Source organism: Gordonia sp. Swx-4 (assembly GCF_030316175.1).
GTDB lineage: Bacteria > Actinomycetota > Actinomycetes > Mycobacteriales > Mycobacteriaceae > Gordonia > Gordonia alkanivorans.
The window spans coordinates 3,770,507-3,794,155 of sequence record NZ_CP128197.1; the positions used below are offsets into that span (position 1 = coordinate 3,770,507).

The following is a 23,649-nucleotide window of genomic DNA, read 5'->3' on the forward strand; positions in this document are numbered from 1 at the left end:
CGGTCAACCCGCCATGGACGGGAACGAGAGAGTCACCAGCATCAACGCGAAGAGGAACCACGCGGCGCCCTGCCACATCGGCCAGGTTCCGCCGCGGCGGTAGGTGCGGTAGGCGATGACCAGCGCGCCGAGACCACCGAGGACGAATACGCCGGGAACCAGGGATGCGAGGACGATGTTCGTGCGATCGACAGCGAGGAAGATCGCACACGCGATGGCTCCGACTCCGACGACGGCGGCCACGTAGAGGGCTGCGGACCGGTAACTGCCGGTGTCCTGCCACCTCTTCTCGACGTCCTGTCGCCCGCGGTCGGTGGGATTCTGTACGTCGTTCATGCCGATGGCATACCCATGCCGACCTGCGCACGAAACCCCCAACCCCGGTGAGTAGCACTACTCATGTCCCGTGGACCTCGAGGAGACACGGTCATTCCATGACCACATCCAGCAGCACGTTCGGGGGCGATCCGGGCGCCGCGACACTCGCGCGGATCTCCACCGAGTTCGATGCCATCGCCCGCCAGATGTCCACCGTCTCGGCCGAGTTCGCCGAACTGCGGCGGATCGTCGCAGATGTCGAGGGTCCTGCCGGCGACGCCGCGCGGCCCGACCGTCCGGTACAGTCGAAACCTTTCCAGCAGGAGCATCCGGCCGGACCGCTCACCCCGCCGACCGTGGCCCCGGCACCCGCACCTCCGATGGGCCCGCCGCCGGCCAACCCGCAACCGGCAACTCAGTGGGCGTCACCCGGACGTCCGCCGAATCAGGGTTCGTACGCCTACGGACCGCCCATCCCGCCGGCTCCGTCACGTCCGGGGCCGCATCCCGCGTACGGTCCGATGGTGCGACCGCCGGCCGCTCCTCCGCAGCCGCGTCCCCCCGCGCGCCCGTTGTCCGAGCGTGTCGCCGCGGCCGCCGAGCGAGGTCTGATCGGCAAGATTCTCGCCACCGCCGGTGTGGGCGTCACATTGATCGGCATCGCCCTGCTGCTGGTCCTGGCCGCGCAGGCCGGCATCCTGCGCCCAGAGTTCCGCGTTGCGGGCGGCGCGATGCTCGCGACTGCGCTCGTCGGCACCGCGATCTGGTTGCGCCGCAAGCCGGATGGCCGGATCGGCGCGATCGCCACGGCCGCAACAGGAATTGCGGCCGGCTATCTCGACGTCCTGGCCGCCACCAAGATCTACGAGTGGCTGCCCATCGTGGCGGGACTGACCGTCGCCGGGATCGTTGCGGCCGGCGGCCTGGTCCTCGCATATCGCTGGCGCAGTGAATATCTCGGCCTGCTCGTGGTGGTTCCGCTCATCGTTCTCGGTCCGATGCTGACCGGCGGTCTCGACATGACCCTGATCGCATTCATGGTGGTTCTCGCCGCTGCGTCGGCGTGGGTTCAGTGGGGCCGCGACTGGATCTGGTTGCACACCGTGCGACTGGCCGCGCCCACGATCCCGCTCACCGTCGTCGGCTTGGCCGCCCTGGGCGGAACGAGCACCACGAACACCGGATTCCAGTTCGCCGGTGCCGCACTCGTCGTGATCGTCCTCGGGTTCGCGGGCGCGCTCGTGGCGATGCCCACCACCCGATTCCGTGAGCTGTTCGCAGGTCTGGCGTCGGCCACGACGATCCCGGTCCTGTTCGCCGGTGCGGTCCTGGACACCGCGGGTGCGGTTGCGCTGCAGGCGGCGGTCGCCGTGCTCGTCATCGGTGTCGCCGTCACCTGCTCGGCGGTCCGGACCGAGCACTTCGAACTCCCCGACGTGGTCGCTCAGATCTGGACCGCGACCTCGCTCGTCGTACTGTTCGTCGCGATCCTCGTGTGCTTCGACGGCACGGTGGCGGTGTCCGCGGTGCTCGGCCTCGCGACGGTGACCGCCCTGGTCGCCCGTGCCTGGTCGGCGACGTCGCTGGTCCTGCTGGCCGGGAGCACGGTGATCTGGGGCATCGGTTTCGCGGCACTGCTCGACGACATGCCGCCCTACGTCCTGGCCCAGGCGCGACTGGTCGAGGACAACGCCTCCCTGTCGATCCTGGTGGGCAGCATGCTCGCCGCCGTCGGGGCCATCGCGATTGCCGTCGGGTGGACCCGGCTGACCGCTGGGGATCTGGCCCGTGTCGCCTACGCCGCGGCTGGCGTGGTCGTGGTGTACGCGGTGACCGCCATCAGCGTGAACGCCGGGGTGTTGTTCGCCGGGGCCGACGGATTCCTCGGCGGGCATGTCGTCGCGACCACCTGCTGGGTCGTTCTCGCCGGCGCGGCGCTGGCCTTCGCCCGGCGCCATACCGGCAACGAGCGCACCGCCGCGGTCACCGGCGGTCTGGTGCTCGTCGCCGCGGCGATGGCCAAGCTGTTCCTGTTCGACCTTGCCACCCTCGACGGGATCTTCCGGGTCCTCGTGTTCATCGTGACGGGCCTGATCCTGCTGGGGCTCGGCGCCTGGTATGCCAGGGCGCTCCAGGGCGAACGCGTCCCGGGGTCGCCGACGACAACCCCGGGAGCGGATACTCCGGTCAGACCGTCTTGACGCTCTCGATCTCGGCGGGTGCCGCGACGTCGACCTCGGCCGTCTCATCATGGGAGACGGGCCGACGGTCGGCGGCGGTGCGTGCGTGGGTGATGTAGATCGTGAGCCCGACGAAGGTGAGACCACCGACGAGATTACCGATGACCGTGGGGATCTCGTTCCAGACGAGGTAGTCGCCGATCGAGAAGTCGCCACCGAGCATCAGACCCGAGGGGAACAGGAACATGTTGACGATCGAGTGCTCGAATCCCATGTAGAAGAACACCATCACCGGCATCCACATGGCGAGAACCTTGCCGGGCAACGACGTCGACATCATCGCTCCGACGACACCGGTGGACACCATCCAGTTACACAGGACGCCACGGATGAACAGCGTGAGCATCCCGGCGGCGCCGTGCTCGGCATATCCGACGGTCCGGCTGTGCCCGATCTCGCCGAGCTGCCGGCCCACCTCGTCCGGGTCGACACTGAAGCCGTAGGTCACGATCACCGCCATCATCACCGCGACGGTGAAGGCGCCCAGGAAGTTCCCCAGGAACACCCAACTCCAATTGCGCAGCATGGATTTCACCGTCACACCGCGTCGTTTGTCGATCAGGGCGAGCGGGACGAGCGTGAACACCCCGGTGAGCAGGTCGAAACCCATCAGATACAGCAGACAGAAGCCGACCGGGAACAGCAACGCCCCGAGCAGTGGTTCACCGGTGCGGACGGTGACCGTCACAGCGAATGCGGCCGCGAGAGCAAGGATCGCTCCGGCCATGTAAGCGCGGATGATCGTGTCGCGGGTGGACAGGAACACCTTCGCCTCACCGGCGTCCACCATCTTCACCGCGAATTCGGACGGATTCACATAAGACAAGACATTCTCCCCGAGCGTTTCGATTCGTGACTCTTGTCCCCCATCGAAACGAGGCCACATGTCGTGGAGGTGTCGTCGGGACGACCCGGTGTTACATCGACCTCTCTCGAGCGGTTCGCCGCGGTGATGTTTCACCGCGATTACCTCTTCCTCGTACCGCCGTGTCCGTCGTGTGAACTCTTCGGCTGAGTCCGGCAGCACCTTGGAAATCCGCCGGCACGTGCGCATGGTGGAGATCACCCTCGACGTATCAACAGGATTCGACCAGATCGCCGATCCCCGCGTCGACGGGCATCACCGAACCGACCGAGGAGACACGATGACCACCCCGATCATGCCGAAGTCCGACGCCGCCGACCTCATCGTCGCGGCCCGAATCCGGCAGGGACTCACCTGGGCAGCGATCGCCGAGAAGATCGACGCGCCGCTGGTGTGGACGGTCGCGGCCCTGCTCGGCAAACATCCCGTCCCGGCGGACAAGGCCACCGCGGTGGTCGAGATGCTCGGCCTCGGCGAGGGCGTCGCCGAGAGCCTGCGCCGACAACCGACCCGGACCCCCGACGAAGCCGCGACCAGCGACCCCACGATCTACCGCTTCTACGAGGCCCTGGACGTCTACGGTCCGGCGCTCAAGGAACTCATCCACGAGGAGTTCGGCGACGGGATCATGAGCGCGATCAACTTCAAGGTCGACATCGCGCGTCGCGCCGACCCGGGTGGCGACCGCGTCGTCGTGACCTTCGACGGGAAGTTCCTCGACTACAACTGGTGACCGCCTCGTCGGCCTCGCCGCCGTTCTGTGGTGCTCAGGCTCGTTCGACCGGCATCCAGATCTCGGCGTCGGCGTACGACGCGGTCAGTTCGAGGTAGCGCACGAATGTGGGGCCGGGCCGCAGTCGCCACGGATTCGACGGGAACCACTCGGTGGCCGTCGCGGCCCAGGTCTTCTGGAGCGTCTGCGGGAACGGACCGGACGACCGAAATGTGGCCCACGCCCCGGCGGTCACCGGGATGCCCGACAGGTCCGCCGGCACCGTCGAATCGTGCTGCAGCGCAACACCGTGCAGGTAGGTGACCAGTATCCCTTCGGGCGCGTCGGGCTCGCTTCCGTCCGTGATGGCCAGGATGCCGGCGGGTTCGGTGTCGTTGAGCGACTTGAGTCGGGCGTGTTCCTCGGGCGCGATCGACGCGATGTGCTGCTGGATGTGCGGATTGACCCCCTCGTAGATGAGCGGCACCTGTGCTGCGTGCCCGGCGAGTACGAATGCGGGTCGGTCGGTGATCGTGACGTCCATGGGACGACTCCCTTCGACGATCAGGCGAAACCTGAGTACGGCTTGTGTTTCGAAAGGACCGCCATGTGCCCGCACGTCCGACGGTGACACTCCATGAACCGTGCGAAAGGCCCGGCCGAACGCCTCGACCGACGAATAGCCGTAGCGCACCGCGAGATCCAGCAGGCCGGTGTGGCTGCTCACGAGATCCGTTGCCGCGAGGGTCATCCGACGACGCCGCACGTACTCCGAGAACGGCATCCCGGCCAGCGAGGCGAACATCCGACGCAGGTGATACTCCGTCGTCCCGTGGGACCGGGCGAATCCGGCCAGGTCGATGGGCTCGTCGGTGGTCCGGTCGACGAGGTCGACGAGTGCGTTGAGCGTGCCGATCATGGCTCTCCTTTCGTCCACGATCATGGTCCCTCTGCATGGCCCCGGACCCGATCGTTCCGGGCAGGAATTATCAGCGCGTTCCATAGCTCCGACTCGCGCCCACCGCGGCTTCGAGCTATGAAACGGCGCCGCGCAGATCACTCGCTCGAACTTTTCGTCTGACACCCCTTGTATTGAATTGAACCCAGTCGCATACTCAGGTATGGGCACGTCAGACCCGCAGTCCTCCGCAGCCACCGCGACGCGGAGAAGCTACGACTCGTCACTGCGACGTGACCAGGCGGCTGAAACCCGCGCACGTGTGCTCGACACGGCCATCAGGATGTTCGCCGAGCGTGGATGGTCGGTCGGGGTACGCGAGATCGCGGCCGGGGCCGGCGTGTCCTTCGAGACCGTCTATGCCAAATTCGGCTCGAAGACAAGGCTTTTCCTCGCCGCGTTCGACGTGGCGGTCGTCGGGGACGATCGTCCGGTCCCCCTCGTCGAGCGCCCGGGGTTCGCCGCGATGTCCGCCGGCAATCGTCGTGAACGTGCGGCAGCCGGCGCCGCCCTGGCCGCCGAGGTCTACGGCAGAACCGCGGGTCTGTACCGCGCGCTGCGGGAAGGCGCCTCTTTCGACCCCGAACTCGCCGCCCGGCTCGCCGACGCGTACCGCCGTCAACGGTCGGACGTGCGGACCGCCGGCGAATCGATCGCCGGACGCACGCTCACCGACGACGAAGCCGGGGGGCTGTGGGCGGTGATCAGCACCGAGGTCTACGACCTGCTCGTCAACAACGCCGGATGGAGCCAGACGCGCTATCAAAACTGGCTCGCCGACGCCACCCTGCGGCTGCTCGGTCCAAATTGACTCCAGCCCTTCGAATGAGAGGACAGCGCCATGTCCACCACCCCGCACGAACCCGCCGACACCCGGAGCATGGGCGTCGTGCACAGCGCGCTCCGCCGCGACTTAAGGCGTGCCCGTGTCGTTCTCACGTCACCGCCCTATCCCGAAGACGCCCGACGACGCGCCCTCGCCGACCACCTCACGTGGATGATGCACTTCCTCCATCTCCACCACACCGGCGAGGACGAGGGACTGTGGCCGCTCATCCGGTCGCGAAACCCCGGTGCCGCAGCACTTCTCGATGACATGGAAGCCGACCACCTTCGCATCGCCCCCGCCGTCGACGCTTTGGTCGACGCCGCCTCTGCCTACCGCACGGACGCGGAGGCACGGAACACGCTTCTCGACGCGCTGGATCGGCTCTCCGAAGTCCTACTCCCCCACCTCGAACGAGAGGAGCTCGAGGCGATGCCGGTCGTCGCGGCCACGATCAGCACCGCGGAGTATCGCGATGTCGAACACGAATACTTCGTCAAACCAAAGGGATTCGTCGAACTCGGCCGGGAGGGGCATTGGGCCATCGACGGTCTCAGTGATGACGATCGGGCATTGATCCTCGGCGTGGTGCCGGCCGTACCGAGGTTCATCCTCGTCCACGGCTTCGCGCGGGGTTACCGACGCCGCGCCGAACTCATCTGGGGACACGGCGGGGCGTCGAGGATCGGCCCGGTCACCGTCGGCGCGAAGAGCGCATCATGACGCGGCGCGTGGCCCACCATGGACGCACAGAGTCGTATGCCGAAGCGCCGCCCGAGGCCGTCTTCGACATCGTCTCCGATGTGACGCGGGTCGGCGAGTGGAGTCACGAGTGCCGCGGCGCGCACTGGGTCGGTCCAGAGCAGGCAGCGGCGCCGGGCGTCCGCTTCCGCGGCACCAACAAGTCCGGCATCTACCTGTGGAGCCGGTCGTGTGTGTTCACCACCGTCGAGCGACCACATCTACTGTCCTGGAAGACCACCGGGCTGATGGGCAAGATCGACAGCACCGAATGGCGGATCACGCTCGAACCGGAAGCGGGCGGCACGCGGATCGTGCAGGCCTACGACGTGCTCCATGTCGCACCGGGTTTCGACCGCATCTACTGGCTCCTGATCAAGGGGCACCGCGATCGGCGGGCCGCACTCGCCGAGGACCTCGATCGACTGGCCGCACTCGCCGCAGCCCGCCCGCGCAAACCACTCCCGACCCACGACGCGTGACGACCATTCCGAGAAACACCTGAAGCCCACCATCTGAGCTGTCAGGAAGTTCGCAGGTAATCAGCGGCTTGTTCTCAAGGAGCACCGGCATCGTGGTGCCGTGAACGCACCTCAGTCCCCCGACCGCACCCCCACCGCGCCGCTGGGTCAGCCCGGCCCGCCCCTGCCCCCGTACGGCGGCTGGGACGGTCCGCCCGTCGATCCGGTACCCGCGCCCGGCTCGCCATCCCCGTCGCCACGCCCCCGTACCGTGACGAAGCCGATCATCGTGACCGCTCTGCTCGCGGGCCTCCTCGGCGGCGCCATCGGTGTCGGCGGGAGCGCGCTACTCGACCACCAGGCCACACCGACTGCGCCGGTACTCAGCTCGCAACCCGCGAACACGGTGAACGCGGCCGACGTCAAGCCCGGGTCGGTGACCTACGCGGCACAGGTTGCGTCCAAATCGACCGCGGACATCAAGGTGCAGATGGCGCAGGGCACAGCGGTGGGCAGCGGCATCGTCCTCTCCTCGGACGGATATGTCCTGACCAACAACCATGTGGTGGCAGGGGCCGGATCGGGTAGCAAGATCGTGGTGTCCACCAGCGACGGAAAGCAATATCCCGCTACGATCACCGGCACCTCCCCGTCGTACGACCTCGCGGTGATCAAGCTCGACGGCGCGTCGGGCCTCACCCCGGCGATTCTCGGTGACTCGGATGCCCTGCAGGTCGGCGAACAGGTGGTGGCCGTGGGTAGCCCCGACAGCCTCTCCAACACGGTGACCTCCGGCATCGTCAGCGCACTCTCGCGGACCGTGGCCGCCGGCGACGAGAGCGGTTCCGGGGTCACCGTCTACAACGGCTTGCAGACCGACACCCCCATCAACCCGGGCAATTCCGGTGGGCCGCTGGTGAACCTGCAGGGCCAGGTGGTCGCGGTGAACTCAGCCGTCGACACCGGGCAGGCCTCCTCCGGTGGCCCGCAGTCCTTCGGACTCGGCTTCGCAATCCCGATCAACACCGCCGAACGCATCGCGAACCAGTTGCTGAAGGACGGGGAGGCAACGAAACCCGTTCTGGGAGTGTCTGGTTCGTTGTCGTCGTCGGACCGGGAGGACGGCGCGACGGTAACGGTCCAGAAGGGCGGGCCGGCCGCGTCGGCGGGTATCTCGAGCGGCGATGTGATCACGAAGATCGGCGACACTCCGGTCGCCGACTACGCCGACCTGATGGCACAGGTGCTGACGCACGCACCGGGCGAGACGGTACCCGTGACGATCGGTTCCGGTTCCGGCGCCCGCACGGTCAAGGTGAAGCTGGGGAGCACCGTCGACAAGCAGCAGACGACGGTCCCCGAGTCCGACGGACAGTCCGGAGGATCACGTCTTCCCTTCGGCGGCAACCCGTTCGGTCAGTTGCCCTGACCGGATGAGTTCAGCCGACGGTGATCGCATCGGGGCGGTCAGGTCCGGTTCTCCTCGCCGACGACGCCGATGTCCTCGTTCCACAGGCCAGGATTGGTCGCGATGAAGTCCGACATCATCGTGTAGCAGCGTTCGTCATCGAGGATCGTGACCGAGATCCCGAGCTCGGCGAGCCAGTCCTGTCCGCCCTGGAAGGAACGGTTCTCCCCGATCACCACTGCTCCGATGCCGAACTGCCGGATCAGTCCGCTGCAGTACCAGCACGGTGCGAGCGTGGTGACCATGATCGTCGACGAGTAGTCCCGTTGCCGGCCGGCTGCACGGAAGGCGTCGGTCTCACCGTGCACCGACGGGTCGTCGTGTTGGACACGGCGATTACGCCCCTCCCCGAGCAGGGTCCCGTCGGCGGCGAACAGTGCGGCACCGATCGGGATGCCGCCCTCGTCGAGACCCAGTCGGGCCTGCTGGTAGGCGGTGTCCAGCAGGAGCGAGAGATCGATACCCGAGGCGTCGGTGCGAGAACTCATACCCCACCGTTTCATAGCTCCAACCCGCGCTCAGCGCGATTTCGAGCCATGGATCGGGACGGTCCGAGCCAACTCCGCGTCGAGAACGACCGGCACACCAGCACCGAATCAGTCGACGGGGCTCGTCGTCAGATCCTGCGCGAGCATCACGATGATGTCGCTCGGACCGCGGAGGTAGGTGAGCTTGTAGATGTTGTCGTAGTTCGCGACGCCGCGAAGCGGGTGGCAGCCGTGCCGCGCGGCGATCTCCAGCGCGGCGTCGATGTCGTCGACCGAGAAGGCCACGCGGTGCATCCCGATCTCGTTCGGCAGCGTCGGCGTGGTCTCGATGGCGTCGGGGTGGATGTACTCGAACAGCTCGAGCTGCCCCTGCGCGCCGGGCGTCTGCAGCATCGCCACTTTGGCGTGGTTGCCGTCGAGTCCGACTGCGGTGGAAGCCCATTCGCCGCTGACCTCGTCACGGCCGACGACGGTGAGGCCGAGATCGGTGAAGAAGGCGATCGCCGCCTCGATGTCCCGGACGGCGATTCCGACGTTCTCGAGTTTGATGGCCATGTCGCCACCGTAACCCCGCCCGCCGTTTCATAGCTTCAAACCGCGGTCAGCGCGAATTCGAGCTATAGATCGGCTGGCCGTCGTCGCCGCATACAGATCTCCGCTGTCAGCTGGCTCGCGGTCGTCATGAACGCGTGGAACCGCGTCGCGATTCGGAGCCACCACCCCGTCGGCCCCTAGTCGCCGATCCGCTCCTGGATCTCCCGGATCGTCGACCCCAGAATTCCCTGCGACAGAAGTCCGGGACCCAGGGGACCAGATTCATCCGCGCCCAAGGGCGGCAGCAACCGCAATGCGGCGCGCTCGCGATCGGTCAATTGCGTCAGCTGCCAACGAATCTCGTCCGCCACCAGTTCTGGCTGATCCTTGTTCGCCAGCGAAACCGCCTTGACCGCATAGGCGGCCGCACCCAGCGCGTGCGCCCCCATGTGGGCTACTGCCGAGGCTTGGGCGACCGCCCTCGCTGCCGCAGCACCGGCCGGCGTGGTCGCAGCCTTCGCCGCCTTCACCGCCACAAGACGCTTGCTGATCTCCTCGGCTGTACTGCCTTCTCCTGCGCTGTATGCGCGCGTGCGAGCCACCGCATCCCGGATCTCGGCCTGCGCCGACGTATCGGCGTCGAACAGTGGAAGTACCCGCTCGGCGCACTCCAGCGCCCAGCGCGCGAGCAGCCGACGGTCGGAATCGCTCAGGGTCTGCATCGATGCCATCATCCGAGCCTGTCACATCGAGAAGAACTGCCAGGTTCAGAGAACCTTCTTCACCACGGTCGACTTCAGTTGCATCTGACCGAAATCCGGGACCTTCGCGTCGATGTCGTGGTCGCCGACGCCGTCGGAGATCAGCCGGATGTTGCGCACCTTGGTGCCGATCTTGATGACGCCGCCGCCACCGCCCTTGACCTTGACGGTCTTGACGATGGTGACCGTGTCGCCGTCTTCCAGCACGTTGCCGACCGAGTCCTTCACGACCGCCTCGGCAGCGGCTTCCGCAGCCTCAGAGGCCGACCACTCATGCCCACACATCGGGCACACCAGGAGTGCGCCCTGCTCGTAGGTGAATTCCTGCGAGCACTCCGGGCAGGGCGGCAACTGGTCAGACATTGAAGCGGAACTCAACCACATCGCCGTCCTGCATGATGTAGTCCTTGCCCTCCATCCGGACCTTGCCGGCAGCCTTGGCCGCGGCCATCGAGCCGGCTTCGTCGAGGTCGGCGAAGGACACGATCTCGGCTTTGATGAAGCCCTTCTCGAAGTCGGTGTGGATGACTCCGGCGGCCTTGGGTGCGGTGTCGCCCTGACGGATCGTCCAGGCGCGCGACTCCTTGGGGCCTGCGGTGAGGTAGGTCTGCAGGCCGAGGGTATGGAAACCGGCGCGGGCCAGCGACGTCAGGCCGGGCTCGTTCTGGCCGATCGAGTCGAGCAGCTCCTGGGCGTCTTCTTCGTCGAGTTCGAGGAGTTCGCTCTCGACCTTCGCGTCGAGGAACACGGCGTCGGCGGGTGCGATGGCGGCACGCAGTTCGGCCTTCTTCGCATCGTCGGTGAGCACGCCCTCGTCGGAGTTGAAGACGTAGAGGAACGGCTTGGCGGTCATCAGGTGCAGCTCGCGCACCGACGACAGGTCGAACGAATCCTTCTGCGAGAACAGCGTTTTGCCGCTATCGAGGATCTCCTGCGCCTTCTTCGCCGCCTCGAGGGCCTCGACTAGGTCCTTGTTCTTGCGCGAGTCCTTCTCGAGACGCGGAATCGCCTTCTCGAGGGTCTGCATGTCGGCGAGGATCAGCTCGGTCTCGATGACCTCGATGTCGGCGAACGGGTCGACGCGGCCGTCGACGTGCACGACGTCGCCGTCGTCGAAGACGCGGACGACCTGGCAGATGGCGTCGGCCTCGCGGATGTTGGCGAGGAACTGGTTGCCCATGCCCTCGCCCTCGGAGGCGCCCTTGACGATGCCGGCGATGTCGACGAACGACACCGTGGCGGGCAGGATGCGCTCGCTGCCGAAGATCTCCGCGAGACGCTTCAGTCGTGCGTCGGGCAATTCGACCACGCCCACGTTGGGCTCGATGGTGGCGAACGGGTAGTTGGCCGCCAGCACATCGTTACGGGTCAGGGCGTTGAACAGGGTCGACTTACCGACGTTGGGCAGACCGACGATTCCCAGGGTGAGACTCACGGGCGCCCAGTCTATCGGCACCGGCCGCGAGGCCCGACGCTGCGTCGGGCCTAGCTGCTCGGCTCCGATCGCCGGCCCCGTCGTCAGTCGCGGTCCAGCAGACCCTTGACCGGGTTCGGCGGGTCGTTCGGCGGTTCCTTGTCGGGGACGCCCTTCTGTTTCGTGACGGGCGCACCTTCGGGCGCCAGTGTCTCCCCGGCCCGTTCGGCGATCTGCTCGTTCAGGTAGCGCAGCACCACCGCCAGCGACGCGACCGCGGGCACCGCGAGGAAGGCACCGGTGATGCCGAACAGGGTGCCGCCCAAGGTGACCGAGAGCAGCACGATCACAGCGTGCAGATCCATCGACTTTGCCTGCAGCCAAGGCTGCAGCACGTTGCCCTCGAGCTGCTGCACCGCGAGGATGACGCCGAGCAGGATGAGTGCGGTGGTCAGGCCGTTCGACACGAGCGCGATGAGGACGGCGAGCGCGCCGGCGACGAAGGCACCGACGATCGGGATGAAGCCGCCGAGGAACGTGACGACCACCAGCACCCCGGCCAGCGGGACCCCGAGGATGAACAGGCCGAGACCGATGAGAGCGGCGTCGACGAAACTGACGACCGCCTGCGTACGGATGAAACCGCCGAGGCTGTTCCACATCCGGGTCAGCACCTCGCCGACGTGGGTACCGGAGGGCTTGCCGACCGAACGGTCGAGCCACGGCACGAACTTCGGCCCGTCCTTGAGGAAGAAGAACACCAGCACGAACGCTGTGAAGACGGTGACGAGCAGCGACGTCGCAGTGCCCACGCCGCTGAACACACCCGAGGCGATGGTCGACGCACTCGACTGCAACTTGCTGGTGATGGCATTGACGATGTTGTCGAGCTGCTCGTCCTCGATGTTGAGCGGGGGTCCCTGGACCCAGTCCTGCAGATGCCGCACGCCCTCGGTCGCACGGTTGGCGAGTTCCGGAGCCTGGGAAACGATCGACGGCACGATCAGCCCGATGACGCCACCGAGCACTCCGAGCCCGATCAGCATCATCAGCAACGACGCCGCGGCGGCCGGTACGCCACGATTGCGCATCCATCGCACCGGCGGCCACAGGATCGTGCACACGATGATGGCCAGCAGGACCGGCAGCAGGATCACCCAGAACTTGCCGAGGAGCCAGAACATCACCCAGAGGGCGGCCGCCACCAGCACGATCTGCAGACCGACGGTCGCGCAGGAGCGCAGGCCGGCCATCATCACCTGGGCGCGCGTCGGGTACGCCTTCTCCTCGACCCCGCCGAGAACGGCGTCACCCCCGAGGACGGCATCGGCCCCTACCGGGATGGAATCCGAGTTGTCGGTTCCGGCCTCGCCGTCGGCACGCTGATCATCCGAGCTGTCAGTCACCCGTGGATCTTCACACACCACGATGACATTGCGGCGTCGACGTGACGGATGGCATCGCCTCGCCAGCGCGAACGCCCTCGGGCCGGTCAGCGCCGGCGCAGTTTGCGCCCGAGGAAGCGGATCAGCGAGTTGACCGCCTCGAGTTCGGCGTCGACCTGGTTGAAGACCGGCGGAACGTCGTCCCGACCGCACATCTCGATGTCCGGCGCGTCGATCGGCCCGCTGGGCGACTCGTCGGCTCGCCCGCGGTCCCACGGCACCGGCGTGATGCCCTGCTCGGTCTCTTCCGTGAGCGCGCGCTGGATCGTCTCCGGGCCGTACAGGCCCATCATCATCTCCAGGCCCCATCCGGGTAGCCCGGCGAGGGGGAGGTCGTCATGCCGGCTTCCGCGTCGGCCATCGAACCGTGTGGACATGGCGCATATCGTGCCACAGGACTGTTACTCAGATCACATGTTCGGCGTCAGTTGCCGCGTCCGATTTCCGCCAGAACTCGTGCGTGCCGGATGTCAGAGTGGACAGGTGACCACAGCATCCGTCGAACAGACCATCCCGGGCTCGGCTCCGGACTTCGACCGCTGCTACCGCGCCGTCCAAGCCCGGGATGCACGGTTCGACGGCCAGTTCTTCGTCACCGTCCGCACCACCGGGATCTACTGCCGTCCGTCTTGTCCCGCGCAGACGCCCCGACCGCACAATGTCGCGTTCGTGTTGACCGCGGCCGCGGCCCAGCAGCAGGGCTACCGCGCCTGCCGACGATGCGCCCCCGACGCCGTCCCCGGTTCGTCGCTGTGGAATGTCAACGCCGACATGTCCGCCCGCGCGATGCGTCTGATCGCCGACGGCGTGGTCGAACGTGAGGGCGTCGCCGGTCTCGCCGCGCGGCTGAAGTACTCACCCCGACACCTCAACAGAGTCCTCACCGACCACCTGGGAGCCGGTCCGCTCGCGCTCGCCCGCGCACACCGCGCCACCAACGCCCGGGTGCTGATCCAGTGCACGTCACTACCGATGTCCGACGTCGCGTTCGCCGCGGGCTTCGCCAGCATCCGGCAGTTCAACGACACCATCCGTGCCGTCTTCGGACTCACTCCGACCGAACTCCGCCGCCTCCGCAACCGGCGCGACCGCCCGCGGTCCGACGCGGCGTCCGCCCCGGGCACCGTCGCCCTGCGTCTGCCGTTCCGCTCGCCCTACCGCTGGCCCTGGATGCGCTGGTTCCTGTCCGCGCACGCGGCGGCCGGGGTCGAGACGGTGGTCGACGACGCCGACGCACCGCTCGGCTGGCGGTTCAAGCGCGTCATCGCTCTCCCGCACGGACCCGCAGTCGCCGAGATCGAACCCCACGACGACCACGTCGGTGTGGTCCTCACACATCTCGACATGCGTGATCTCGGAGCCGCGGTGAACCGCGTGCGTCGGCTCCTCGACCTCGACGCCGACATCACCGCCGCCGAAGACGCCCTCGCCGACGACCCGACGCTCCGCACGCCGATCGAGGACGCACCCGGACTTCGCGTACCGGGCAGTCTCGACGCCGCCGAGATGATCATCCGCACGATGCTCGGCCAGCAGGTCAGTCTCGCGGCCGCACGGCATCAGATCGACCGGCTCGTCGACGCGCTGGGCCAACCGCTGCACGACGCCGGGCAAACCGAGGGCGACCTCATCCTGAAGGCGTTCCCGACCGCAGCTGCCATAGCCGCCGACGGGCGGGACGTCCTACGCGGACCGCGCCGTCGCATCGACGCCGTCATCGGGGTGGCCGAGGCCCTGGCCGAAGGTCGGGTGGAACCGCATGTTGGGGTCGATGCGTCTGATCTACGTGCGCAGCTGATCGAGCTGCCCGGCATCGGCCCCTGGACCGCCGACATCGTCACCATGCGGGTGACGGGTGATCCCGACGTCCTGCTCGCGAGCGACCTGGTCGTCGCCCGGGCTGCCGCCGACCTCGGACTCGATCTGCGCGACACGCACCACTGGGCACCGTGGCGGTCGTACGCGACGGTGCACCTGTGGCGACACCGCCTCGCCGGCGACGGCGAGGACGTATGACGAGCGGATCTCCTATGACGCCCCCTCCGACACCGATTCGATCCGAACCCCGATCCGACAGGAGCGACATGTCCGCACCGTCCCCCACCGTCTCCGACGCCGACGTCAGCACGACCAACACCGGCACCGGTGGATACGCAACCGTCGACACCCCCAACGGCCCGTTCACCGTTGTCGCCGACGACTCCGAACGTGTACTCGCGTCCGGGTGGACCGACGATCCGGCGTACCTCTCCGCACTCATCCACCGGTCGTTGCGCCCGGAATCACTGCAGCGTTCCGAGACGCTGGGCAAGCTCACCGACGCGGTGTCGGCGTACTACGCGGGCGAGGTCGAGGCACCGTCCCGGGTCGAGGTGGTCCAACTCTCCGGCGGGACCTTCCTCAACAAGGCGTGGGACGCCCTGCGCCTCGTCGAACCGGGCCGGCCGGTCACCTACACCGAGTTCGCCGAGCGGGCAGGCGAACCGGCCGCCGTCCGGGCAGCGGCAACCGCGTGCGCTCGCAACGCCGCCGCACTGTTCGTGCCATGCCACCGGGTGAAGCGCAGCGACGGATCGCTGGGTGGCTTCCGCTACGGGCTGGAGACCAAGAAGTGGCTGCTCGACTTCGAGGCCCCCGCCGGGGACTGAACCGGCGCGACACCGCCCAGCCGGTTTTGTCGGAGGCATCCGACACCATCAGGGCATGATCGCAGCAGCCCTGTCACTCGTATTCGGCGTCCTGCTCGGCATCGCGCTGGGTTGGTGGGCGCACGCCGCGCGCAGCGCCGGGGTGGTCGCCGCTGCCCGCGCCGAGGTCGAGATGCTGCGCGAGGGCCGCAGCGAGGTGGCGTCGTCGTTGTCGTGGGCCACCGAGGATGCGGCACGTCGACAATCCACCGCGATCGGCGGCCAGGTGCAGCACATCGTGGAACCGCTGCGCGCCACCCTCGCCCAGCTCTCCGACGAGCTGCGCCGGGTCGAGTCCAATCGGATCGGCGCCTACGCGGGACTGACCGAGCAGGTTCGCGGCATCCATGCGGCGTCGGTTGCGCTCAACGACCAGACGCGACAGCTCGCCAACGCGCTGCACAGTTCCCATTCGCGCGGCCGGTGGGGCGAGGTACAGCTCGAACGGGTCGTCGAGCTGGCCGGTATGGCCAAGCACTGCGACTTCAGCACCCAGGTGTCGCTGCCGGACAAGACGAGGGAAGGAACGACGGTCCGGCCAGACCTCGTCGTCCACCTCGCGGGCGGACGAGACATCGTCGTCGACGCGAAGGTGCCGCTCGACGCCTATCTGCGCGCCGCGGAGTCCACCGACGCCAAGGCACGAGACCGTCTGATCGGCGAGCACGCTCGGGCTCTGCGCGCGCACATCGCGCGGTTGTCCGCGAAGGCCTATTGGACGGCCTTCGAGAACACCCCGGAGATGGTCGTGCTGTTCCTGCCCGCCGACGCGGTACTCGAGGCCGCTGTGCGCACCGACCCCGACGTCCTCGAGTACGGCTTCGCCCGCAATGTGGTGATCGCCACCCCGACCACCCTCATCGCACTGCTGCGGACCGTCGCGCTCGGCTGGCGCCACGACGCGATGGCGCGCGACGCAGCGGTGATCCACGACCTCGGCATGGAACTCCACCAGCGGCTCGCCGGTGTCCTCGGGCATCTCGGGACACTCGGCACCTCACTGCAACGCACCGTCGACGCCTACAACTCGACCATCGGCTCGGTCGAGAGCCGCCTCGGCGTCACCGCTCGACGCCTCGCCGAACTCGACGCTCTGGGCGACGTGAGCGAACCACCCCGCCCCCGGGTGATCCACGACACCTGCAGGTCCGCCGGATCCGTGGCGGCACCTGCGACGACATCGGCGGCCGCGTCCACGCCACGGTCCGGGGGTGGAGCGATTTCCGCCGATGAACCGGTACCGTGACCATGTGCCTTCCCCGCAACGTCTACAGACCGCGGTACCACTGGACCAGCAGTCCGTGATGCCCGCGGTCCGCGGAGTGCCGTGGTGGGGTGCCGTTCTCCTGGCTACCGGGATCACGGCCCTCGGCGCGGCGATCGACGCCGGCAGCAATGACTCGCTCGGCGGGATCTACAAGTTCTGCTATCTCGTCGGCTGTGTCGTCGCCGCCCTCGCCGTCCGTCGCCGCGCACTGTTCACCGCTGCCGCGCAGCCCCCACTGATCGCGTTCTTCGTCGGCATCGCCACGCTGTACGGACTCAATTCCGAGCAGGCGTCGTCCGGACTGAAGAGTCTGATCTTCAAGGTGTTGCTGCCGATCGCCGCGGATTTCCCCTGGATGCTGACGGTGTTCCTGGTGACCCTCGCGCTGGTGCTGGTCCGGTGGTTCCTGACCCGTGGCGACGACGACAAGAACTCCGGTGGCCGCGGGAAGCCGACCGGGACCCGCAGCGCATCGCGGAGCGCAGGCCGGGACAAGGCCGACCGCGCGAAGACCGGCGAAACGACCGAGCGCGCGACGACGCATCGCCGGACCAAGTCCGGCTCCGGCCAGACCGGCGCCGCACAGACCACCACGTCGCCGTCCAACCGGTCGAGGCCACAGCGGTCCCGTCCCGGCTCGGCGTCGGAGCGACCTGCCTCGTCCGAACGTCCGGCCTCGTCCGAACGTCCGGCCACGACGGCTCGTACGGCGACCGTCGAACGGACCACTGCCCAGCGGACCCCGACCAGCGCTCGCCCGACCGTCGCGGACCTCGGCGCACCCGATCTCACCCCGTCCGACGCCCCGCTCACCGGTCAGGCGGACACACCTCGCACCGAGGCCGCCCCGTCGAGTTTCCAGGCTTACGAGTCGGCCACCGACGCCAGTCCGGCCGACGTCGCCGACACCCGTTCCTGATCTGCCGGGTGGCCCTCAGCCACCGACGTTCAGTTCGATCCACTGCCCCAGCCGGCGGGCTGCGGCGTCGACCAGATCGGGCCACTCCATCGCGCCCTCGTCGGCGTTGTCGGTGACGGCCTTGACGAGCCGGCACGGGACGCCGAACTGGGCGCTCACATGGGCGACCGCACACCCCTCCATGTCGACGAGGTCGGCGTGGCGGGCGAGTTCGGCCCGACGCACCGGGTCGGCGACGAAGGTGTCCCCCGATGCGAGCACCGTGCCGTCGCCGTCCGGGAGTTCCCAGCGGTCGGTCATCTCGTAGCCCATGGCGCGGAGTTCGGCACTGCTGATGTCGTGTTCGAGCACCGCCGACGGGGTGAACAGATCGCGCCCGGAACCGACGACACCGTCCCGCAGCGCACCCGCGGTACCGATGTTGATCACCTGTCGGACCGGTGCACCGGCGGCCAGCTCCCGACTCAGCGCCATCGTCGCCCGGACCTTGCCGATCCCGGTGACGAGCAACCGCGACCCGGCAGGCAGATGCCGCGCCTCGGCTCGGGTCGCCGACACGATCAGGACGCTTCCGGACACGCCGCTCCACACTCCGTCATCAGACACCGGGTGATTATCGCGTGTCCCGATCACGCGTGAGCGCCGAGTACGGCCCGGGCCGCTCGGCTGAGCGCGGTGCCGTACCCCGGTCCGTGTCCGGCCGCGTGCACCGCGAGCGGATGCAACTGATGGAGCTCGACCCTGTCCTCCCAGCCGGGGACCAACGGATGCGTCTTTTGATACCCGACGACGATCTCGTCGAGTAGCGAGCAGCCGAAGAGCGCGAGCATCGCGAGGTCGGTCTCGCGGTGACCCCCGTGCGCTGCCGGGTCGATCAGGACGACGCCCGACGGGGTCCACAGCACGTTCCCGTTCCAGAGGTCGCCGTGGATGCGGGCGGCGGGTTCGTCGTCGTCGAAGGCGCCGCTCGCGATCAGCTCGCAGGCGGCGCGGACGGCGTCGGAGTCCGCGGCGGTCAGGTTGCCCGCATCCCGGGCCGGACGCAGATAGGGCTCGACGCGCTCCCGTGCATAGAATTCGCCCCACGAGTCGTATTCGACGGAACTCAGCGGGCGTCGGCCGATGAACAACTGGCCGTCGAAGCCGGTGGGTGGTGAACCGAACCGCGGGGCACTGGCGTCGTGCATCCTCGCCAGCGCCCCGCCGAACGCGAGGGCGGCCTCGGGGTCGGGACGGGTCGTGTCGAGTTTCTCGAGTTCGATGGCGTCCTCGCTCACGGCGAGCACCTTCGCGACCGGCGCACCGGCGTCGGCGAGCCAGCGCAGACCGGCCGCTTCGGCGGCGAAGAAGTCGGGATGCCCTCCCGGCGGACCGCTGCCTCGCAGCGTCTTACGGAAGACGCGGCTCACTGAGTGGAATGGTGGTCGCGCGCCCGCTCCTCGAGCTTGGTACCGCTGATGCGCGCGAGCTTGTCGAACCGGTCGTTGGCCACCCGCATCACGATCTCGTAGGGCAGCGCGAACTTCCGTGCCCACCAGTAGCCGAACCGGATGTCGAAGGAGGTGTAGACCATGAAACGGTTCTTGCGGATTCCCTTGAGGATCGCCGCGGCGGCGGTCTCCGGCGACACCGCGACCTTGTGGAAGTTGTTGATGGCGGCCTTGACTCGCGGATCATCGCGGTCGACGCCGACGATCTCGACGGTGTCGACCAGCGGTGTGTCCACCCCACCCGGGCACACCAGCGACACCCCGATCCGGTGGCGGCGCAGGTCGAACCGGAGGACCTCGGAGACGCCGCGGATCCCGAACTTGCTCGCACTGTAGGCGGCGTGCCATGGAAGGGCGAGCAGCCCGGCGGCCGACGAGACGTTGACGATGTGGCCGCCGGCGCCTCGTCGGACCATCTGCGGCACAAAGCATTCGATGATGTGGATCGGGCCCATCAGATTGACGTCGACCAGTGACCGCCAGTGCCGGTGCTCGAGGTTCTCGACCGTGCCCCACGCCGAGATCCCGGCGATGTTCATCACGACGTCCATCACGCCGACCTCGGCGTCGACCTGCCGCGCGAAGTTGGCCACCCAGTCGTAGTCGGAGACGTCTCCGGCGACGTGATACAGCACGGTGCCGTCGGCACGGAGGATTCCGGTGACCACCTCGTCGAGCTGGTCGGCGTGCAGATCGGTCAGCACGAGTTCGGCGCCCTGGGCCGCCGCCGCCTCGGCGGTCGCGCGTCCGATCCCACTCGCCGCGCCGGTGATCAGTACCTTGCGTCCACGCAACGACGGCACCGGAGTGTCCATCACCAGGAGATCTCGAATGCCCATGGGGCCGAGGTTAGTCGCCGGAGGCGGGCAGGCTCAGCCGATCGGCAGCTTCCCGTCGAACAGGCCGTACAGAATCGTCAGCATCGCCTTGAGGACCTGCGCCGACACGTCCTGCCCCTGGGTCGTCAGCAGCTGTACGACGGCCTCGGGCTCCTCGGTGGCGAGCAGCTGCTGGACGAATGGGATCACCACGGACAGCCCGCTGGCGTCGTCGGCCAGCGGCACCGACGGTGCGGGGGCAGAGCCGGTTGCCGCGCTGCCGTTGACGTACTTCAGGATGCCGTCGGTGATGGCCATCGCGTACTTGAGCTGGCCGTCGCGTCCGGCCAGTGCGGCGGCCTCGGCCGGGTTGGACAGGTTGCCCATCTCGATGAAAACGGCAGGCACCTTGGTCAGGTTGACCGCGGCGATGTCCGGACGCGTCTGGATGCCGTTACTCACGCCCGCGTAGTTGGCCGACGGGAATCCCGCGGCGAGGAACGAATCGCGCATGACATTCGACGCCTTGCGCCCCTCACCCGACTGCACGCGGTTGACGGTGGGGTCCGAGATCGGCAACGACGGCACGATCATGTGGAAGCCCTTCTTGGCTCCGTCCGCTCCGCGGCTCGTCGAATCGGCGTGCAGGCTCACCGCCACCGCTGCCCCGGATCGGCTCGCCGCGGCGGCGCGCTCGTCCACGCAGCCGCCCCAGCCACGGTCGTCGGGCCGGCTGAGCACGACGCGGGCGCCCTGGCTTTCCAGGCCGGCCTTCACCAGCTGGCTGATCTGCCAGTTGACGGTGTGCTCCCTCGCGCCGTTCACCCCGGTTGCGCCGGTCGTCTGGCAATCCTTCTTGCCGCCGCGCCCGTCGGGCACCTGCGCGCTGAGGCTGCGGCCGGCGGCGCTCGCCTGATGACCCGGGTCCAGGAAGATCGTCTTACCTGCCAGCGCGGCCCCCCGGGCGGGCGCGGCCTGCGCCGGGGCCACCACCAGGTTGGACGCCATCACGGTCGACGCCACCGCCGTCACGGCGAAGGCGGTCGTCATCATGCGCTTCTTCATCATCTTCTGGAACATCGGCGTTTCGAGGCGACGACCACGCGTTTCAGCTCTGGCCATTCGCCTCACTCCTCCCGTTAGGCACCATCGGTCACACTGGTAACAGACTTAACAGTGAAACAGGGTTCGCGGAGTTTGCGAAATGGAAGACCTGGACCTTTGGGATTTCGTTAGCCAGATGTGACATCTCACCCGGCGTGTCGGGTGATCCACGACACGTGTCGCGAGGATCGGCGGTCAGGCCGGCACATGCCGCAGGACGCTGAGGATGCCGTGCTCGTCGGCCGCGTCCTCCGGCCGCGCGATCGCGGCGTGCAGTTCGGCATGCACCGCGTCGGGGTCGAGGCCTCGACCGATGGCGACGAGCTCGGTCGACGGGGTCTGCGACTCCCAGGACCCGCGCTCGACCCGGACGAAACCGCCCACACCGTGGACGACGAACTTCTGCCGGTAGCGAGGCAGGTCGAAGTGCACGATGCCCTTGATCCGGAAGCAGCCGCTCGGGGGCCGCTCCAGAAACCTCGCGAGCCGCCGCGGGTCCAGGGGTTCGTCGCTGCGGAAGGCGACCGCCTCGTACCCGGCGTGCAGATGCTGGCGATCGGAGTGCCCGTGCTCTTCGAGGAAGAGTTCGTCGAGAGTCAGTTGGCCGCTACGGGGTTCGTCGTCGACGGCCGTCTCGTCGATGTCGAACAGCAGCGCGGGGTCGACGCGGGTCTCCTGCGTGATCAGCGTTGCTGCAGTCGGATTCAGCTGGCCGACAAGCTCTTCGACGCCCCGAAGATCCGTGTCGGAGATCAGGTCGGCCTTGTTGACCAGGATGAGATCGGCAATAGCCATGTGCGCGTCGACCTCTGGGTGTTCTTCACGCAACGTGTGGATGTGCGCGGCGTCGACCACATAGACCAGACCGCCGTAGCGGACCCGGGGTTCCGCCACTGCGGTGACCATTCGGATGAGCGACCTGGGTTCGGCGATACCACTGGCCTCGATGACGATCGCATCGATCTTCGCGCTCGGGCGGACGAGAGAGGTCAGCGCGTCGGCGAGTCCGTCGGCGTCGACCGTGCAGCACATGCACCCGTTGCTGAGGCTCACCGCGCCGTCGGCCTGCGCGGACACCAGCAGTGCGTCGATGTTGACCGAGCCGAAGTCGTTGACCAGCACACCCAACCTCGTGCCGGTGGCACCCGCGGTGCGCAACAGGTGGTTGAGCAGCGTGGTCTTGCCCGACCCGAGGAAACCGGCGACGACGATCACCGGAACCGGCGGCCGAGCCGATCGGGACGCGCTCAGGCCAGACATGCCGGACAGATCACCGCGAGGTCCCGGCCTTCGCGATCGGGATGATTGGCCACATTGTTCGTCGGCGCGCCGCATTCGACGCACTGTCCGAGCACCTCGGCGTGATCGGAGAACTCGGTGCTCATGCGGTTGTCGAAGACGTAGAGCGATCCTCTCCAGAGTCCGTCGTCGCGGTAGCGCTCGCCGTAGCGGACAATGCCGCCGTCGAGCTGGTAGACCTCGCTGAACCCGCGATTGCGCATGACCGTGCTGAGGACCTCGCACCGGACGCCACCGGTGCAGTAGGTGACCACCGGACGATCTTTGAGGTGGTCGTAGGCGCCACTCTCGAGCAGCGGGATGAAGTCGCGGGTGGTCTGCGCCTTGGTGACGACCGCCCCGTCGAACCGGCCGACCTGGGCCTCGATCTCATTGCGGCCGTCGAAGAAGACGACCTCGTCACCGCGTTCGTCGACGAGCTGGTGCACCTCTTCGGGCGACAGCCGGATACCGCCGCCGACCACGCCGTTCTCGTCGACGACGATCTCGTCGGGAACTCCGAACGTCACGATCTCCGGACGCACCTTGACACTCAGGCGCGGGAAATCGTCGCCGGTCCCGTCCGACCATTTGATGTCCGCGTCGGCGAACCCCGGGTACGAACGGGTCGCTCTGACGTAGCGTTTGACCGCGGCGATGTCGCCACCGACGGTGCTGTTGATTCCGTGTCGTGACACGATGATCCTGCCTCGCAACCCGAGCGACTCGCACACCGACAGCTGCCACAACCGAATGGCTTCCGGATCGGGCAGCGGGACGAAGACGTAGAACAGGACGATCTTGGGGGTCGACACAATGCAAGGGTACGGAAATCGATCGCGGCGGCCCGTACCC

Annotated in this window: 26 protein-coding genes and 1 pseudogene; 11 read left to right on the top strand and 16 right to left on the bottom strand. The window is 67.8% G+C overall.

The genetic code is table 11. The annotated features are described in order from the left end of the window. Positions 1-3 precede the first annotated feature (3 nt). On the bottom strand, positions 4-336 hold the full coding sequence (locus PWF70_RS17260) for a hypothetical protein (RefSeq protein WP_280089270.1): 333 nt from the start codon (positions 334-336) through the stop codon (positions 4-6). A 98-nt stretch (positions 337-434) separates the two neighbouring features. Between PWF70_RS17260 and PWF70_RS17265 the strand changes: the two genes are divergently transcribed. Continuing rightward, entirely contained in the window at positions 435-2,519 is a 2,085-nt protein-coding gene (locus PWF70_RS17265; protein WP_286352681.1) for a DUF2339 domain-containing protein, read from the top strand. Here the strand turns inward: PWF70_RS17265 and PWF70_RS17270 are convergent. Further along, positions 2,506-3,384 carry a formate/nitrite transporter family protein gene (locus PWF70_RS17270; protein ID WP_035751103.1) on the bottom strand — a complete coding sequence of 293 codons (879 nt, stop codon included), beginning with the start codon at positions 3,382-3,384 and terminating at the stop codon, positions 2,506-2,508. The two genes, PWF70_RS17265 and PWF70_RS17270, sit on opposite strands and share 14 nt — an antisense overlap. A 319-nt stretch (positions 3,385-3,703) precedes the next feature. On the opposite strand from PWF70_RS17270, the gene cynS reads away from it, so the two are divergent. Then, a complete protein-coding gene (gene cynS, locus PWF70_RS17275) occupies positions 3,704-4,156 on the top strand; it encodes a cyanase (RefSeq protein WP_006357409.1) in 453 nt (150 codons plus the stop codon). A 34-nt stretch (positions 4,157-4,190) separates the two neighbouring features. On the opposite strand, the gene PWF70_RS17280 is transcribed toward cynS, so the two are convergent. Then, entirely contained in the window at positions 4,191-5,054 is an 864-nt protein-coding gene (locus PWF70_RS17280; RefSeq protein WP_035751101.1) for an AraC family transcriptional regulator, read from the bottom strand. A gap of 202 nt (positions 5,055-5,256) precedes the next feature. On the opposite strand from PWF70_RS17280, the gene PWF70_RS17285 reads away from it, so the two are divergent. From PWF70_RS17285 to PWF70_RS17300, 4 genes are all read left to right on the top strand, one after another. Continuing rightward, a complete protein-coding gene (locus PWF70_RS17285; protein ID WP_035751099.1) occupies positions 5,257-5,904 on the top strand; it encodes a TetR/AcrR family transcriptional regulator in 648 nt (215 codons plus the stop codon). Positions 5,905-5,934: 30 nt separating this feature from the next. Then, complete coding sequence (locus PWF70_RS17290; RefSeq protein ID WP_035751097.1) at positions 5,935-6,642, top strand: hemerythrin domain-containing protein; 708 nt, start codon at positions 5,935-5,937, stop codon at positions 6,640-6,642. Beyond that, a complete protein-coding gene (locus PWF70_RS17295) occupies positions 6,639-7,142 on the top strand; it encodes an SRPBCC family protein (RefSeq protein ID WP_035751095.1) in 504 nt (167 codons plus the stop codon). Before PWF70_RS17290 ends, PWF70_RS17295 begins: the two co-directional genes overlap by 4 nt. A 100-nt stretch (positions 7,143-7,242) precedes the next feature. Next, a complete protein-coding gene (locus PWF70_RS17300; RefSeq protein ID WP_035751092.1) occupies positions 7,243-8,550 on the top strand; it encodes a S1C family serine protease in 1,308 nt (435 codons plus the stop codon). A gap of 38 nt (positions 8,551-8,588) precedes the next feature. On the opposite strand, the gene PWF70_RS17305 is transcribed toward PWF70_RS17300, so the two are convergent. Next, the gene (locus tag PWF70_RS17305) at positions 8,589-9,092 is read right to left on the bottom strand and encodes a nucleoside deaminase (RefSeq protein WP_331271827.1); all 504 of its coding nucleotides are present in this window, start codon (positions 9,090-9,092) and stop codon (positions 8,589-8,591) included. A gap of 93 nt (positions 9,093-9,185) precedes the next feature. Continuing rightward, positions 9,186-9,632, bottom strand: a complete 447-nt coding sequence (locus PWF70_RS17310) for a VOC family protein (protein WP_035751089.1) — start codon at positions 9,630-9,632, stop codon at positions 9,186-9,188. A 93-nt stretch (positions 9,633-9,725) separates the two neighbouring features. On the opposite strand from PWF70_RS17310, the pseudogene PWF70_RS17315 reads away from it, so the two are divergent. Continuing rightward, positions 9,726-9,812 (top strand): annotated as a pseudogene (locus PWF70_RS17315) (carboxymuconolactone decarboxylase family protein); the annotation flags it as partial. Here the strand turns inward: PWF70_RS17315 and PWF70_RS17320 are convergent. The 5 genes from PWF70_RS17320 to PWF70_RS17340 form a co-directional block, all read right to left on the bottom strand. Continuing rightward, on the bottom strand, positions 9,809-10,333 hold the full coding sequence (locus PWF70_RS17320; protein ID WP_231380817.1) for a putative immunity protein: 525 nt from the start codon (positions 10,331-10,333) through the stop codon (positions 9,809-9,811). The pseudogene PWF70_RS17315 and the gene PWF70_RS17320 sit on opposite strands and share 4 nt — an antisense overlap. A 45-nt stretch (positions 10,334-10,378) precedes the next feature. After that, positions 10,379-10,735, bottom strand: a complete 357-nt coding sequence (locus PWF70_RS17325) for a zinc ribbon domain-containing protein YjdM (protein WP_035751086.1) — start codon at positions 10,733-10,735, stop codon at positions 10,379-10,381. Next, a complete protein-coding gene (gene ychF / locus PWF70_RS17330; RefSeq protein WP_035751083.1) occupies positions 10,728-11,807 on the bottom strand; it encodes a redox-regulated ATPase YchF in 1,080 nt (359 codons plus the stop codon). The genes PWF70_RS17325 and ychF overlap by 8 nt, the downstream gene beginning before the upstream one ends. 83 nt (positions 11,808-11,890) lie before the next feature. Continuing rightward, the gene (locus tag PWF70_RS17335; protein ID WP_035751080.1) at positions 11,891-13,192 is read right to left on the bottom strand and encodes an AI-2E family transporter; all 1,302 of its coding nucleotides are present in this window, start codon (positions 13,190-13,192) and stop codon (positions 11,891-11,893) included. A gap of 86 nt (positions 13,193-13,278) precedes the next feature. Then, positions 13,279-13,608 carry a hypothetical protein gene (locus PWF70_RS17340; RefSeq protein WP_230461821.1) on the bottom strand — a complete coding sequence of 110 codons (330 nt, stop codon included), beginning with the start codon at positions 13,606-13,608 and terminating at the stop codon, positions 13,279-13,281. 106 nt (positions 13,609-13,714) lie between these two features. Between PWF70_RS17340 and PWF70_RS17345 the strand changes: the two genes are divergently transcribed. The 4 genes from PWF70_RS17345 (at position 13,715) to PWF70_RS17360 (ending at position 18,104) form a co-directional block, all read left to right on the top strand. Further along, on the top strand, positions 13,715-15,247 hold the full coding sequence (locus tag PWF70_RS17345; RefSeq protein ID WP_035751077.1) for a DNA-3-methyladenine glycosylase 2 family protein: 1,533 nt from the start codon (positions 13,715-13,717) through the stop codon (positions 15,245-15,247). Positions 15,248-15,315: 68 nt separating this feature from the next. Beyond that, a complete protein-coding gene (locus PWF70_RS17350; RefSeq protein WP_035751074.1) occupies positions 15,316-15,879 on the top strand; it encodes a methylated-DNA--[protein]-cysteine S-methyltransferase in 564 nt (187 codons plus the stop codon). Positions 15,880-15,934: 55 nt separating this feature from the next. Beyond that, on the top strand, positions 15,935-17,164 hold the full coding sequence (locus tag PWF70_RS17355) for a DNA recombination protein RmuC (RefSeq protein ID WP_035751071.1): 1,230 nt from the start codon (positions 15,935-15,937) through the stop codon (positions 17,162-17,164). A gap of 4 nt (positions 17,165-17,168) precedes the next feature. Then, complete coding sequence (locus tag PWF70_RS17360; protein WP_197028032.1) at positions 17,169-18,104, top strand: DUF6542 domain-containing protein; 936 nt, start codon at positions 17,169-17,171, stop codon at positions 18,102-18,104. A gap of 15 nt (positions 18,105-18,119) precedes the next feature. Here the strand turns inward: PWF70_RS17360 and PWF70_RS17365 are convergent, their stop codons facing one another. From PWF70_RS17365 to trhO, 6 genes are all read right to left on the bottom strand, one after another. Continuing rightward, the gene (locus tag PWF70_RS17365) at positions 18,120-18,683 is read right to left on the bottom strand and encodes a nucleosidase (RefSeq protein ID WP_075863841.1); all 564 of its coding nucleotides are present in this window, start codon (positions 18,681-18,683) and stop codon (positions 18,120-18,122) included. Positions 18,684-18,733: 50 nt separating this feature from the next. Then, entirely contained in the window at positions 18,734-19,513 is a 780-nt protein-coding gene (locus PWF70_RS17370; protein ID WP_075863842.1) for a fructosamine kinase family protein, read from the bottom strand. Continuing rightward, positions 19,510-20,433 carry an SDR family oxidoreductase gene (locus PWF70_RS17375; protein ID WP_006357387.1) on the bottom strand — a complete coding sequence of 308 codons (924 nt, stop codon included), beginning with the start codon at positions 20,431-20,433 and terminating at the stop codon, positions 19,510-19,512. Before PWF70_RS17375 ends, PWF70_RS17370 begins: the two co-directional genes overlap by 4 nt. 33 nt (positions 20,434-20,466) lie before the next feature. After that, positions 20,467-21,492, bottom strand: coding sequence for an N-acetylmuramoyl-L-alanine amidase (locus PWF70_RS17380; RefSeq protein ID WP_035751063.1), 1,026 nt, complete (start codon positions 21,490-21,492; stop codon positions 20,467-20,469). Between the two features lie 219 nt (positions 21,493-21,711). After that, entirely contained in the window at positions 21,712-22,776 is a 1,065-nt protein-coding gene (locus PWF70_RS17385) for a CobW family GTP-binding protein (protein ID WP_035751059.1), read from the bottom strand. Beyond that, complete coding sequence (gene trhO, locus PWF70_RS17390; RefSeq protein WP_006357384.1) at positions 22,764-23,609, bottom strand: oxygen-dependent tRNA uridine(34) hydroxylase TrhO; 846 nt, start codon at positions 23,607-23,609, stop codon at positions 22,764-22,766. The genes PWF70_RS17385 and trhO overlap by 13 nt, the downstream gene beginning before the upstream one ends. Positions 23,610-23,649 lie beyond the last annotated feature (40 nt).